This window comes from Lentibacillus sp. CBA3610, from assembly GCF_013373365.1.
GTDB lineage: Bacteria > Bacillota > Bacilli > Bacillales > Amphibacillaceae > Lentibacillus.
In genome coordinates this window covers 1,823,571-1,838,997 of record NZ_CP035925.1, presented here as the reverse complement: position 1 = coordinate 1,838,997, position 15,427 = coordinate 1,823,571, and the positions used below count along the sequence as shown (strand labels likewise).

The following is a 15,427-nucleotide window of genomic DNA, read 5'->3' as shown; positions in this document are numbered from 1 at the left end:
TTGGTATGAAGGTGTTTATAGAGTGTTCCAGGTGGTGTCGTATCACAAAATTTCGTTACTTTTGCAGGTACCAGAAAGTAAATGGAACAGTACTTTACTACCAATTTTGAAAATTCAGATTTAAATTGACAAAAACCGACACAAACACATTGTTGAATCTATTATAGTGTTATTAACATCATAGATTATTACCTGCTACTGACATCCGTGACGAGCGCATATATCATATCGGAAAAGGGGGCCGGAATTATCATATTTCGATTAGCAAAGATTTACAAGGGGAGGAATGAGTGTGTCGAGAAAAAAACGGCGAACGAAAGCCTTTAGTATTGTAGCGTCTCTATTAATGGTTTTTTCCTTGACGGCTCCGGGAATGGCTTTTGCTGAATCGGCTGAGAATAACAGCAAACCGCACAAAGCATTCAAAAATTCCCGGGATCTTGCCGGGGAAAAGGTGAATGATCGGCTGCAAGAGCAATTTAATGACAATGACAAAGTGACATTTTTAGTTAAGTTTAAGGAAAAAGCTGAATCCCAAAAAGTAGCTGAAGAAGCCAGAATAAATGCTGAATCTGCTAATCTATCTGCAAATAAAGCAGAATTTGCTCAGCGTTCGGCTGTTATTTCCGAATTGAAATCGACCTCTCTTGAGTCACAGCAAAATGTCAAGTCATTCTTAGAAACAGAAGCCGAAAAAGGCAATGCAGAGAATATACATTCATACCACATTGTCAATGGTATGGCTGTAACGGCAACACAAGAAGTAGCCGAGAAAGTTGCCGGCTTTGAAGAAGTTGAAAAGATTCTTCCAAACGAAACACGAACATTGTTCAAACCTGAAACAAAAGATGCCCAAGCACCAGAATCCGAGATTGCTAATGTCGAATGGAATGTCGATCGTGTCGGCGCTCCGGAGACATGGGAGCAGGGCATTGATGGCTCGGGAACGGTTGTGGCAAGCATTGATACCGGTGTTCAGTGGGACCACCCGGCTCTCAAAGAAAATTATCGCGGGTATGATGCAGGATCTGATGAAGTTGATCACGATTTCAATTGGTTTGATGCCACAGCAGGTGAATCAGAGCCTTATGACGACCAGGGACATGGTACACATGTCACCGGTACAATGGTCGGTCATGAAACAGATGGCTCCAATCAAGTTGGTGTTGCTCCCGGGGCACAATACATTGCTGTTAAGGCATTTACAGCAGCTGGAGGTACAGATGCAGACCTGCTTGAGGCTGCTGAATGGATTTTAGCACCAACGGATTCAGATGGAAATGAGCGAGCTGACTTGGCTCCGGATGTTGTCAATAACTCTTGGGGCGGCGGACCAGGTCTTGATGAATGGTACCGTGATGTAGTGATTAACTGGCGTGCAGCTGAAATATTCCCTGAGTTTTCGGCTGGCAACACTGGTCTTGGTAATCCGGGCGGACCGGGATCCGTTGCAACACCGGCTAACTATCCGGAATCATTTGCAACAGGGGCGACAGACAGTGACGACAATTTAGCCGACTTTTCATTGGAAGGCCCTTCACCATATGATGAAATTAAACCGGATATTTCTGCTCCTGGAGCAGGTGTGCGCTCCTCTTTACCGGGTGGTGAGTATGGTGCTATGAGTGGGACGTCAATGGCAGGTCCTGCCGTATCCGGCGTTGCTGCACTGTTGCGACAGGTGGACAGCAGTATTACCGTTGACGAAATGGAACAAGTCCTGACTGATACTGCCATCGCGTTAACAAATGATGATTATCCGGAATCGCCTAACAATGGGTTTGGATATGGTTTAGTTAATGCTTATGATGCTGTAAGCGCATTGGCAGATGGTATTGGCACGATTGAAGGTCAAGTGACGAAGCAAGGTGATGATAGTGAAGCTCCGGTATTTGACCATACGGCACCGGCAGAAACCTACGCAGGTATGGACCTTGATCTGAATGTCCAAGCCAGTGACAACATCAGTGTGGCATCAGTAGAATTGGAATATCAGGATACAAACGGCGAGTGGCAGACAGTAGAAGCTGATCGTGTATCCGGTGATTTTGAAGAAGGTGAGTATTCAGCCACCATTCCAGGTGAGGAAATCGCTGAAGATTCGGTGACGTATAAATGGATTATTCGTGATTTCGGTGAGAATGACGTGACGAGTGAAGAATATGTTGTTGATGTGGAGCCGGGCATTTCGACGGGTTATTCAGAGGACTTTGAAAATAACCCTGCAGGCTGGACGTCATTTGGTGAAAACAACAGCTGGGAGCTGGGAACACCAACATCCGGTCCTGAGAATGCCGCATCCGGTGAGAATGTTTATGCCACCAATTTGGATGGCGACTATGACAGCAATATGAATGCAACTCTTGTCATGCCGCCGATTGATATGCCTGAGGGAGAAGCCTATTTGCAGTTCAATCAATGGCATAATCTGGAAATGTATGATAATGGAAATGCTTATGATTTTGGTCACGTATTTGTTTCGACTGATCAAGAGGCATGGACGCAGTTGACGCAGGTCCAAGGTGAAACAGACGGATGGGAAAGCGCTGAAGTCGATTTATCGGAATACAGCGGTCAGCGGATCTATATCGGCTTTAACGTCACAACCGATTTAAGTGTGACTCGAGACGGCTGGTATATCGATGATGTCGCATTGTCCGAGACATCCGATTCCAGTAAAGTTTCACCGGGAGCGGGAAACGACAAAGGCAATAACGGGAACAATAACCGCCTGTTTAACGGTATCCATAATGGCAATGGCTTAGGATTGGGCGTCATTAAAGCGAACGAAAAAGCGGGATTGAAAGAAAAAGTCGATCCAAATAAAATTCAGCCAGCGTTACCTGAAGAAAAGGACATCCCTGAAGATGGTGAAGCCGTTAACCCTAACCTGTTGCCAATCAATGCAGAAGTAAGTGTACTTGAAAGCGGCAGGACAGTCAGTACTGATCCGGCTACAGGCGAGTATTCAATGACCCATGCTGCGGGCACATTTACTGTCAAAGCGGAATCTTATGGGTTTGAGTCAGAAGAGCAAAGTATCACGGTTGAAGCGGATGGAACTGCACAAGCAGATTTCACGCTTGATGAAATTCCGCAATCGACAGTGACCGGAACTATAACAGATGAGGCAACAGGTGAACCAATCGAGGGAGCAACCGTTCTGCTCGTGGAAGATTCTAACGTCACACCTGTTGAAACAGATGAAGATGGCAACTATTCCATCACGGGGTATGAAGGAACTTACACGTTAAAAGTGATGGCAAGAGATTACTACAGCAAGGATGTAGAAGTAACGCTTGATGAAGATTTAGAACAGGATATCGAGCTTGAACCTTTCTATACGTATCCCGGTGGTGAGATCGGATACGACGATGGCACTGCTGAAAATGCCCGGGCATTTTATGATGCCGGCAACAAGTGGGCGGTAAAAATGTCCTTGCCGGAGGGTGAAGATACAGCGGTCGTTACGGAAGGTGTCTTCCAATTCCATGATACGGAATTCCCTGATCCGGGCGGCACTGAATTTGCAGTTGAAGTATGGGATGCATCAGGTTCAGACAGTATGCCTGGTGAAAGAATTGCAGGTCCTGTTGAAGCAGAGGCGATTAGGGATCTTAATGAATGGACGGTTGTTGACTTGCGGGAGCACAATATCACGGTAGACGGTGACTTCTATATAGTCTATGTCCAAACAGGAGCAAACCCGAACGTTCCAGGGCTTGCGACAGATGAAAGCAGTACGAACGCGGGACGCAGTTACCAGCAGGTCGGCGGAACATGGTCGGCGTCACCGGCTGCTGAAGGAAACTATATGATCCGTTCCCGTGTCAGCTATGAAGTGGAAGAACCAGTGATCACGTCACCAGAATCAGAGCTGATTACGAATGAGGCGGATACGACAGTTGAAGGTACTGCCTCACCGACAACAACTGTTCAGCTGCTGAACAACGGTGAAGAAGCTGGTTCAGCTGAGGTTGGTGACAGTGGTGAATTTGAAATCCCTGTTGAACTGACTGAGGGCGATAATGAACTGAAAGCAGTATCCATGATGGACGGCGCCGAAACAGGTGAGTCCGATTCTGTCAATGTGACCCTGGATACAGAGAACCCGGCTATTACGATTGACAGTCCGGAAGATGGCGATAAAACCAATCGTGAAACCGTCACGGTCGAAGGTGTTGTTGAAGATGCCAATCTGGATACGGTTGAAGTCAATGGCCGGGAGACTGACGTGGCTGATGATGGTTCCTATTCGCAGCGGATTCTGCTTGATAATGGCGAAAATGAAATCGAAATTGCTGCCGAAGACCGTGCAGGCAATACAGCAACAGAAGCCGTTACAATTGAGGTGGACTTCGTTGCACCGGAGATTGAGAACCTGACCCCAACTGAGGATAAGCATCTGGAAGCAGGCGAAAGTGTACGCATCGAGTTTGACAGTGAACCCGGACAGAATGCCACATTCTTCATCCATATGCCACTGACAAATTCCAGTGCACAGCTTTCCAATGCGACCGAGCTGCCAATGATGGAAATGGAAGATGGCAAGTATGTCGGCTACTGGACGGCTACCAACAATGTTGTGGCAGAAGGTGCTGTCATTGAAGTGAAAGTTGTTGATCACTTTGGTAACGAAACACGTGAGACAGCAGAAGGCAAATTGTTCATTAATGCGGATGAATAATTGGTAGCTGCATAAGTCAGCCCCGGAGTGCAGAATTGCTTGCTCCGGGGCTTTTAAAACCTCTAATACTGTGTATGTACATAGCTTTAAAGTGGGATAGACATTATAAAGCAGTTGAAATACCATAACCTACTGAATTACCAAAAACTCCCGGCCTGATAGATCATCAAACATATTTGAAGGAATGGTCTATAATATTAGTTGTTAATAAAGGTACTTTCGTAAACTTGTTGCTTTTCAACCTCGTAGTTGATACAAACTGCGAGGTAACTTTTGGAATGTCTTACTCCAATTCTATCGGATCTGAGTGCTAGTTCGTCGCTGCGGAAAAATACTCGCTTTCCGCGGGGAACGCTTCAGCCTCCTCGCTCGCAAAAACCGCTCGCTGCGGGGTCTTCAGACTGTTCCTTTCCCGCAGGAGTCTCGCATTTTTCCGCAGCTTAGTGTCGTGTTCAGTCCAAGTGAGAGAAAACCTGCTAAACAATTTTTTTCTCGGACTTCATCCTTTCGAAATGCAGAAAGTCCCTGACAGCGGAGGCAATATACGAAGACTCCTATGGGAAAAGCACGTGTCCGAAGACCCCGGAGGAAAGCGGTCTTTGCTTTCCGAGGAGGCTAAGGCCGTGCCCATGGAAAGCGAAGTATATTGCCGGAGCGTCGCTAAGCACTCAACGCTAATTAGAACAGGAGGAAGCCTCACTAATGAGAATTTTCACTGTTTCGCAGTTTATGGTTTTGCGACAAGAACACCAATCTTTTAGAAGACGGCCTTAATAAAAGAAAAAGAAAACCTGAAACATATGTCTTTTCAAATACATAAAATCATAGTATAATGTTTTTAAAACAAGATATCGATTCTACATCTTCGGGGCAGGGTGCAATTCCCGACCGACGGTAAGGAACATGATGAATGTTTCAAGTCCGTGACCCGCTTTGCGGTGGATCCGGTGAGAGTCCGGAACCGACAGTTACAGTCTGGATGGGAGAAGATGACGAGCCGGAAAATAATACAATTTTGTGCCTTGTATTTTCCTTTTTCCTGTTAAGCAATACCCTAAAGCCCCGATTCGGTTTTAGGGTTTTTATATGTGATTAATGGGTTTGACAGTACTGGTCTCGGGCTGCAGACGAAATGCTATAACAGGAGTCGGCTTATCCTTCATCAGGCAAAGATGTGAATCGATTAAGATGAAGGAGGAACTTGATGATGCAAAAGGATTTTCAATCATCAAAACTGCTAAAAACAATTATTCTGGCACTGCTTGGAACGATTTCATTAGTACTGTTCTTTATAAATTTTCCATTGCCATTTCTGCCGCCTTACCTGAAAATTGATTTCAGTGAAGTACCGGCATTGATTGCAGCACTTATTTTTTCACCAATGGCTGGCGTTATTGTGGAAGGAATCAAAAATTTATTGTATCTGCTTGTGTCAGGAGCCAGTGATCCAATTGGTGTCGCGGCAAATTTTCTGGCAGGCGTCATGTTCATTGTGCCTGTCGCCATGCTTTATCATAGATTTAAAGGGATTAAGAGTATTATCTCCGGTCTGGTAACCGGTACGATTGTTATGGCACTTGGTATGAGTGTGCTCAACTATTATGTCATATTACCTGCATATGCATGGTTTATTGGAGCTCCGGAAATGGCAGGGGCTACAGCAAAATGGATAGCTGTCTCAGCTGGTGTTCTGCCATTTAATCTTATAAAAGGTGTCATTGTAGGATTATTGTTTGTGCCGCTATTCATTAAAATGAAGGCATGGATCGAACAAAAACAAACAAATTTGGCAGCATAGTGAGAAATGGGAGTGTCTTTAGAGGCGCTCCCGTTTTAGCAGAGGCGCCTTATAGGGCGTCTTTATTTTTTTGCTGCAATATCTGTTCATAATGTGAAACACTTTGCTCCCCACAGAAGACGGAAGCGGAAATAGGCCATCAAAAAATGGCTATCCCTTTAGATAGCCATTTCCCTATGCTTCATCAACGCGATATCGTGCAGTTGGTTCTGCTTCCAGGCGCTCTTCCGGTATCGGTTTTCCGGATTTTTCACTCAATCCATAAGTCCCGTTTTCAATGCGCTCCAAAGCAGCATCAATTTCCTGGAGACGTTCTTCTCTAACCATGTTAAGTCCGGCGTCTCTTTGCTGTTCAAATTGCTCGGTTCCCATATCGGCCGGGTGATTATCATAATCGGCTACATCGCCAGTCGCCTCATTAGGATTGGTTTCTCCACCGGATTCTATTGCCGCTTCCGTGTCTTTTCTCATTTTCAGTAACCGTTCTTTGAAATCGTTTTGTTTTTCTGTACTCAGCATTGGGATTACTCCTTTCTACTTTTTAGGAACAATGCCAATTGTGCAGCGTGATATACATAGCAGGTTATCATTCTCATCGGTTATCCTTATTTGCCAGACCATTGTTGTTTTGCCTTTGTGCAATGGTTCAGCCTTAGCGGTTACAGTACCTTCACGTTTACTTTTAATATGGTTTGCATTGATTTCAAGACCGAAAACATTGAACCGTTCAGGATCAACATTCAAAAATGCTCCGACACTGGCGGCTGTTTCGGCCAAGGCAACATTGGCACCACCATGTAAAAATCCTGCCGGCTGATGTGTTCGCTTATCAACAGGCATGGTCATAATCACTTGATCTTTTTCGGCTGACACTGTTTCAATCCCGAGTGCATCCATTAACGTATTGTGATCGTCCATCCAATGAGCAACTCCCTTAAAATATCTTTGAAAATACTACCGAGTTCTTGTCGTCTTCCCTTTCAAGCTTGAACTTAAATCAGAAAAAATTACTGACCAATAGGGAAACGCCAAGCAGCAATCCGTATATGGTATTGGTTTTGCCTGTTGCAGCCATGGCCGGCATCATTTCCAAAGGTTTTGTTTTACCGCGGAATTTCTTAATGACATCGTAAGCTTTAATCATACTTAAGAATGCCAGAACGGACCATATTGGCAGAACATCTGCAATAATGTAGACTGCTGTTAAAAAATAGGCACTGATGAACATGACCGCCAGAAAACGGACGGCATTTTTTCTGCCAAGCAGGATGGCAATTGTTCTTCTGCCATTTTCTTTATCACCATCCAAATCCCGGATATTATTGGACATCATGATGCCTCCAATAAAAATGGCGATCGGGATTGATAACCAAACAACCGAACTTGTTAACGTTGATGTTTGAATGAAATAACTGATGCCAATGATAACAGTTCCCATAAAGAAACCCGAAAACAGTTCACCAAATGGTGTGTAAGCAATTGGAAAGGGGCCTCCGGTATACAAATAACCAAAAAGCATACATATTAAACCGATAACAGCAATCCACCAGCTTGACTCAATGCAAATATATACGCCAAGCATTATGGCGACGCCGAAAAATCCAAAGGCCATCCGCAAGACTGTTTTTGGGGAAATGCCATCCCTGACAATTGTGCCACCGATTCCGACTGATCTTTCATTATCCAGCCCCCGTACAAAATCATAGTATTCATTGAACATATTTGTAGCAGATTGAATCAGTATTGAAGCCAGAAGCATGGCCAAAAATAATAATACATTTATTTGGTGGGTGGTCAATGCAAACATGGTGCCAACAAAAACCGGAATGACTGAGGCGGTCAGTGTATGTGGCCGCAGTAGACGCCACCATATTTGGAAACCACTCTTCTCATTAAGTTCTTCTTTTAGTGATGTTATGGACTCCACGTTTCCTCTCTCCTTTATTCGTGTCACTACAAGTTTAGGCAATTCCCTATATAGTGTCAATCGGAAAATGTCACAAAATGGCCATGTTCAGATAGCTTTTCTTGAGGAACATGTCAAAAAAGAATAAAATAGAAATGGTACTTTGTGATAGTAGAATATTGCGGAGGTTTATATAGATGATAGAGGTAAAGGAAACATCACTTCAATCGATGCTTGATAAAGCTATTGATGAAGCAAAAGAAAAGCAAACATCACAATTAATGAGTATAACGAAAAAAATTCATAAAATAGATCCGCTCCTTTTCTTTGAAGCTGGCAAAAAACTAGCCGTGGATCGAACGTTTTGGTCAAGTACTGCTGAGGATTTTCATATTGCCGGTGTTGGCAGTGCGTTTCATTTAAAAGCTGAATCGAATCGTTTGGAACAGGCAGAAACATCCTGGCAAAAATTGCTTGATGAAGCAATGATTCATAACCCTTATGAAACGCCGGGGACAGGGTTAGTTACGATGGGCGGAATGTCATTTGATCCAACAACACGAAAGTCAGCATTATGGAAAAACTTCAGCCACCTTTCGTTTACTGTCCCGAATTTTATGTTAACACAATGGGATGATACATGTTATCTAACCATTAACATACAGGCCGGAAAAAATGATGACGCCTCAGAGCTGGCGGATGAGCTAAATGAAAAGGAAAGTATGCTGTTGCATCATTCCACATATCTTCCTGAAGGCGCGCATATCAAAGCAAATCAGGAAATTGAGCCTGATGAATGGAAAGAGAAAGTGAAATTTGCAACAGATTATATAAAGGATAATAATGCAGATAAAATTGTTCTCGCACGGGAATTAGTCGTGAAATTGACAGATAAGGCTGTCGCATCAAGTGTTTTGAACAAGTTGATTGCTCAGCAGCCGAACAGTTATGTGTTTGCCTTTGAACGTAATGGCGACTGCTTCATCGGGGCGTCCCCTGAGCGGTTAGTGAGACAGGATAAGAAAGAAGTGCTGTCCACTTGTCTTGCAGGTACGGCCCCGCGCGGAAAAACAAGAGCAGAAGATGACAGGATCGGCCACTCATTATTTAACGATGAGAAAAATCGCAGTGAACATGATTTTGTTGTGCAGATGATCAGGCAATCAATGGAACATTATTGCCGTGCTGTTCATGTTCCGGACAAGCCTGTCATCTACCCATTGAAAAATTTGCAGCATTTGTATACACCGGTAACAGCAACATTGAACGAAGGGTACAGTATTTTTGATATTATTGGAAAACTTCATCCGACACCTGCACTTGGTGGTGTTCCCCGGGATGAATCGCTTGCATTTATTCGTGAGCATGAACAGCTTGACAGAGGCTGGTATGGGGCTCCTGTTGGCTGGCTTGACAGCAATCATAACGGTGAATTTGCTGTAGCGATCCGGTCAGGGCTGATTCAGGGTGATCAAGCATCACTGTTTGCCGGTTGTGGGATTGTGAAAGATTCAAATCCCGAGGCAGAATACGACGAAACCAATATAAAATTTTTGCCAATGCTGTCTGTACTGGAGGCTGAACGATGAATCATACTGAAAAATTGACACGGTTTACAGCTAACTTTGTGGACGAGCTTGCCGCGAGCGGGTTGACAGATGTTGTCATATCACCTGGCTCACGTTCGACACCATTAGCCATGTTGGCAACCGAACATCCGGACCTGAAAGAATGGATCGTGATTGATGAGCGTTCGGCAGCTTTTTTCGCATTGGGGATGGCCAAGGAAAAACAGAAGGCAGTAGCCATTATCTGTACATCGGGAACCGCTGCTGCCAATTACTTTCCGGCGATTGTTGAAGCGTATTACAGTCGAGTGCCGCTTGTTGTCCTGACTGCTGACCGACCACATGAACTGCGGGATGTCGGTGCGCCGCAATCGATCGGACAGATAAAACTATACGGTGATTATCCCAAATGGTTTCATGAGATGGCACTCCCTGAAGCTGATGACAGCATGCTGGCTTATGCACGGAATAAAGCATCACGGTCGATCCATACAGCCAATACCGGCAATCCTGGGCCCGTCCATTTGAATTTTCCGTTTCGTGAACCATTAATGCCCGATGTTTCATTGGAAAATTTGTGGGGAAAACGGAATGACAAGCCTTTTTATACTTCAGTTGATGGGAAAAGGCGATTGACTCAGGAGCAGCTTGAGAAGCTAAGCAGCACCTTGCAGTCTTTCCAAAAAGGGTTGGTTGTCTGCGGCCCGCAAATTGACAAAGAATTTGCTGCAGCTGTAGCAGATTTTGCCGCGAAATGGCAGCTGCCCATTCTTGCTGATCCATTATCACAGGTGAGGGCTGGACAACATCATAAGGATCTGGTTATTGAGAGCTATGATGCTATCTTGAGAAGTGATGCAGTTCGGAAGCAATTGAAGCCTGACTTCATCATTCGTTTTGGAGCCATGCCGGTCTCAAAAGCGTATCTTTTTTATGTGAAGGTACATCAGGGCATACCGCAATTTGTGGTGGAAAATACATCCGGTTACAGGGAACCCGCCGGTAATCAAACAGAATGGATCTATGCTGATTCTACACAGTTGTGCCGTGATTTGACAAACGCACCTGTTTCTCAAACGTTTGATAGGAACTGGCTGGAAACCTGGCAAACGATAAATCAGAAGGCAAAACGTATTTTACTGGCATCTGATGACACGAATGCACTCACTGAAGGGGAAGCCGTACGCTGTCTGCTGGATGTGATTCCGGATGAAAGCAGTATCTATGTCGGTAATAGTATGGCTGTCCGTGATGTGGATACATTTTTTATGAACACAGCCAAGTCAATTGATGTTCTGGCAAATCGCGGTGCCAATGGCATTGACGGAATGGTCTCCAGCGGATTGGGGGCATCAGCTGCAGGGAACCCGGTCACACTGCTGCTGGGTGATTTATCCTTTTTCCATGACATGAACGGTCTGCTTGCGGCTAAACATTACGGGTTGAACATAACGATTATGGTTGTCAATAATAATGGAGGCGGTATATTTTCCTTTCTGCCGCAAGTGAATGCAGATCACTTTGAGGCTTTATTCGGTACGCCATTGGATATTGATTTCCAGCAGGCGGTTAATATGTATGGCGGCATGTACCAGCAGCCGAACGATATATCAGGGTTGAGGACAGCATTGGCAGAAAGTTATCACCACGATGGATTATCTGTGATTGAAGTCAAAACGGAGCGGACGGCAAATATGGAATGGCATCGGGATAAATGGCAGGCTATCGAGAAGTCGATTCTTGAATAATAAGGAATGATGATGTGTATTTGACGATTAATGATACAGCGTACTGGTACGAGATAAATGGAAATGGTGAGCCGGTTGTAATGCTGCATGGATTCACAGGGACGGCCGGAACATGGAAGCCGATCATTACTGACTGGCTGCATGAGTTCCGGACGATGGGGATTGATTTGCCTGGTCACGGCCAAACGAGTTCTGATTCTCCCAAAACGATGGAGGCCTTTTGCAGGGATCTGGCTGGGTTGCTGGATTATTTGCAATTGGAAAAAGTCAATCTGATCGGTTATTCTATGGGTGGGCGCACAGCACTGTCATTTGCTTTTATTTATCCTGAACGGGTGAAAACACTTACATTGGAAAGCGCCTCACCGGGGTTGGCTGATGAGGGTCAACAGCAAAGCCGCCGTCAGCACGATGAAAAACTGGCACAACGTATCGAAACAGACGGGCTAAGAGCATTTGTCGATTACTGGGAAAACATCCCGCTCTTTCAGTCTCAAAAGCAATTACCTGCAGCTTCCCGGGAAACCTTACGTGCTGAACGCTTGTCGCATTCAGTGGCAGGGCTCGCTCAGTCATTAAGATTTATGGGAACAGGAGCACAGGCCTCCTGGTGGGAGCATTTGCAGCAGTTGAATATGCCTGTCTTGCTGCTTACCGGCGAACTTGACCATAAATTTATTGATATTAACAGAGCGATGGAAAGACTGATCCCGACAGCTGAACACAGGATAATCAATCATTCCGGTCATGCAATTCATGTGGAACAGCCGTCGATTTTTGGTAAAATAGTAAATAGGTTTCTGCATGCCAATCAGTAAATGCAGTACATATTGTGATTAAGGAGGAATATCATGACAGTCCAATGGGAGCAAGTTAAGCAATATGAGGAAATTATTTATGAAAAGTATGACGGTATTGCCAAAGTGACAATGAACCGTCCGGAAAAGCGTAATGCGTTTACGCCGCTGACAGTTAATGAAATGATTGATGCCTTTGCGGATGCGCGGGATGATTCATCAATTGGTGTGATTATTTTGGCTGGCGCAGGGGACAAGGCATTCTGTTCCGGCGGTGATCAATCTGTACGCGGCCATGGCGGATATGTTGGTGATGACCATGTACCACGTTTGAACGTACTTGATCTGCAGCGTCTCATCCGTACCATTCCAAAACCGGTTGTCGCAATGGTGTCCGGTTATGCGATTGGCGGTGGGCATGTTCTGCATGTTGTCTGTGATCTGACAATTGCTGCTGATAATGCCATCTTTGGCCAGACCGGACCGAAAGTAGGAAGCTTTGACGCCGGATATGGTGCCGGTATGCTGGCTCGGATGGTTGGCCATAAACGTGCCCGGGAAATTTGGTATTTGTGCCGGCAGTATAATGCTGAGGAAGCTTATGAAATGGGCCTGGTCAATACAGTTGTGCCGCTGGAAAAACTTGAGGAAGAAACGTTGCAATGGTGTGAGGAAATGCTGGAAAAATCACCGACTGCGCTGCGTTTCCTGAAAGCATCATTTAACGCTGATACAGATGGGCTTGCCGGCTTGCAGCAAATGGGCGGAGATGCAACATTGCTTTATTATACGACTGATGAGGCAAAAGAAGGACGCGATGCGTTTAAAGAAAAGCGGAAACCGGACTTTAAACAATTCCCGCGTTTTCCGTGATAAATGCTGAAAAACCTTTGCTGTTTGACAGCAAAGGTTTTTCAAATGCGTTTTGTTTAATGTGCCAGCTGCATTATTAGCACTGAGCAGCTTGAGAACAACCTTGATCAGAGAGTCAATAGTTAAAAGATCAGGGATGCGTCTTCTCAGTCCGGAATCAAGCTTAGAGAAAGCTGAAAGGTCGCCGAGAGGTCTTCTCAATGCCCAAACGGAGGTCGAAAGCGGCCCAAAGGTCACCGAGAGGTCTTCTCGCTGACTAAACGGAGGTCAAAAGCGATCAAAAGGTCACCGAGAGGCCTTCTCAGTACCCAAACGGAGGTCAAAAGCGGCCGAAAGGTTACAGAGACTTTTATCAGTGAACCAGTTCATCCTGAAAGGCGGTTAAAACGTCGCTTGGAAATATTGAGCGTCTCAAAACATTATCCTATCATTTTAATCATGAAAGCAGGTAGTCGATATGGCAGAAATCATCCCACATTGGCTGACAAAACAGGCTGATCTTGCACCTGAGCAGACAGCCATCGAACTTATGGATGGAACAACGTATACGTTTAGGGAAATGAAAGAAAAAAGCCAATCAATCGCCCGGAAGCTGAGAACTCTGGGAATCAGGAAAGGATCAAAGGTTGGTATTCTATCCGACAATCATATTGATATGGTCATCGCGATTCATGCGTTAACCTATCTGGGTGCAGTAGCCGTTATGCTGAATACGCGATTAACGGAAAACGAATTGGATTATCAGATTCATGATGCCGGTGTTGAAACAGTATTGGTTCAGCAGCAGGACCGGAATCTTGATACAGCAGTCCGGACATTTTCAGACGTTTGGGAGCTTCCCGAACAAAGAGGCGATCTCAATACGGAAATCGATTTGGATGAACCCTTCACCATCATTTACACCTCAGGTACAACCGGTTTTCCGAAAGGTGTTGTTCACACATACGGTAATCATTGGTGGAGTGCGATTGGGTCGGTGCTGAATCTTGGTCTCGAAAGCCGGGATAAATGGCTGACCGTGCTGCCGATTTTTCACGTCAGCGGTTTATCGATTTTGATGCGAAGCGTCATTTATGGCATTCCGATTTATTTAATGGAACGTTATCATAAGCAGCACGTTCATGACGCGATTATGACAAAAGGCGTTACGGTTGCCTCGGTTGTTACCATGATGGTAAGAGATCTGATTGACTTGTTAGGTGACGGCACCTATCCAAATACGTTCCGGTGTATGCTGCTTGGTGGGGGCCCTGCACCTAAATCATTGCTTGAACAAGCGAAGATGCGAGATGTTCCCGTTTTTCAATCATATGGCATGACCGAAACATCATCCCAAATTGTGACGCTCAGTCCGGACGATGCACTTGAAAAACTTGGCTCATCCGGGAAACCCTTATTCCCGGCCCAGTTAAATATTAATGCTGCGGACGGTGAAGTAGGCGAAATTTTGGTTAAAGGCCCCATGGTAACCAATGGCTATTAAAAATAACGAGGCGGCAACTGAAAAATCCATTACTGATGGCTGGCTGGCCACTGGCGATTTGGGCTATACAGATAAGGAAGGTTTTTTATATGTCGTTGACCGGCGTAAAGATCTGATCATTTCAGGCGGTGAGAATATTTATCCGACTGAAATTGAAAGTGTACTGTCAGCGATGGACAGCATTCATGAAGCTGGTGTTGTTGGCAAGGCAGATGATAAGTGGGGGCAGGTTCCTGTTGCTTTTGTGGTTACCCGTGATACTTTTGTTTCCGCAGAAGATATTTTGAATGTTGCCCGTCAAAATCTGGCCGAATATAAAATACCAAAGGAAATTTATTTTATAGACGAGCTGCCGCGAAATGCATCGAATAAGTTAGTAAGGAATAAACTGCTGCAGTATTTAAAATAATGAAATAAAGGGCTTGCATAACTGACTGCAGCAGAGTCATTTCCAACCTTTGTTACAAAATAGTCAATGATAATGATTATCAAAGTCATTGACTTATAGCTAAAAACGAAATAAACTGTAGGTATAAAGTTTAAAAAATTATGGTACATATTAATGAC

General features: G+C 44.8%; 9 protein-coding genes, 1 pseudogene and 1 riboswitch. Of the genes and pseudogenes, 7 read left to right on the top strand and 3 right to left on the bottom strand.

The features are described 5' to 3' along the window. Window positions 1–286 precede the first annotated feature (286 nt). Together Len3610_RS09305 and Len3610_RS09300 are read left to right on the top strand one after the other, a co-directional pair. Entirely contained in the window at window positions 287–4,687 is a 4,401-nt protein-coding gene (locus tag Len3610_RS09305) for a S8 family peptidase (protein WP_176447703.1), read from the top strand. An 857-nt stretch (window positions 4,688–5,544) separates the two neighbouring features. After that, window positions 5,545–5,682: riboswitch (FMN riboswitch) on the top strand. A gap of 212 nt (window positions 5,683–5,894) precedes the next feature. Beyond that, entirely contained in the window at window positions 5,895–6,485 is a 591-nt protein-coding gene (locus Len3610_RS09300) for an ECF transporter S component (protein ID WP_176449610.1), read from the top strand. 174 nt (window positions 6,486–6,659) lie between these two features. Here the strand turns inward: Len3610_RS09300 and Len3610_RS09295 are convergent, their stop codons facing one another. The 3 genes from Len3610_RS09295 to Len3610_RS09285 form a co-directional block, all read right to left on the bottom strand. Continuing rightward, window positions 6,660–7,004, bottom strand: coding sequence for a TraR/DksA C4-type zinc finger protein (locus tag Len3610_RS09295; RefSeq protein ID WP_176447702.1), 345 nt, complete (start codon window positions 7,002–7,004; stop codon window positions 6,660–6,662). Window positions 7,005–7,019: 15 nt separating this feature from the next. Beyond that, window positions 7,020–7,403, bottom strand: coding sequence for a hotdog fold thioesterase (locus Len3610_RS09290; protein ID WP_176447701.1), 384 nt, complete (start codon window positions 7,401–7,403; stop codon window positions 7,020–7,022). Window positions 7,404–7,482: 79 nt separating this feature from the next. Beyond that, window positions 7,483–8,412, bottom strand: a complete 930-nt coding sequence (locus Len3610_RS09285) for a 1,4-dihydroxy-2-naphthoate polyprenyltransferase (RefSeq protein ID WP_176447700.1) — start codon at window positions 8,410–8,412, stop codon at window positions 7,483–7,485. A 176-nt stretch (window positions 8,413–8,588) separates the two neighbouring features. Between Len3610_RS09285 and Len3610_RS09280 the strand changes: the two genes are divergently transcribed. The 5 genes and pseudogenes from Len3610_RS09280 to Len3610_RS09260 all read left to right on the top strand — a co-directional run bounded on the left by Len3610_RS09280 (window position 8,589) and on the right by Len3610_RS09260 (window position 15,269). Further along, window positions 8,589–9,980, top strand: coding sequence for an isochorismate synthase (locus Len3610_RS09280; protein ID WP_176447699.1), 1,392 nt, complete (start codon window positions 8,589–8,591; stop codon window positions 9,978–9,980). Continuing rightward, the gene (gene menD, locus Len3610_RS09275) at window positions 9,977–11,707 is read left to right on the top strand and encodes a 2-succinyl-5-enolpyruvyl-6-hydroxy-3-cyclohexene-1-carboxylic-acid synthase (RefSeq protein ID WP_176447698.1); all 1,731 of its coding nucleotides are present in this window, start codon (window positions 9,977–9,979) and stop codon (window positions 11,705–11,707) included. Before Len3610_RS09280 ends, menD begins: the two co-directional genes overlap by 4 nt. 14 nt (window positions 11,708–11,721) lie before the next feature. Next, entirely contained in the window at window positions 11,722–12,525 is an 804-nt protein-coding gene (gene menH, locus Len3610_RS09270; protein ID WP_255259854.1) for a 2-succinyl-6-hydroxy-2,4-cyclohexadiene-1-carboxylate synthase, read from the top strand. Between the two features lie 33 nt (window positions 12,526–12,558). Beyond that, window positions 12,559–13,377 (top strand): 1,4-dihydroxy-2-naphthoyl-CoA synthase, encoded by an 819-nt coding sequence (menB, locus tag Len3610_RS09265; RefSeq protein ID WP_176447697.1) that lies wholly within the window; start codon window positions 12,559–12,561, stop codon window positions 13,375–13,377. Window positions 13,378–13,834: 457 nt separating this feature from the next. Next, window positions 13,835–15,269, top strand: a pseudogene (locus Len3610_RS09260) (o-succinylbenzoate--CoA ligase). The last annotated feature ends 158 nt before the right edge of the window (window positions 15,270–15,427 follow it).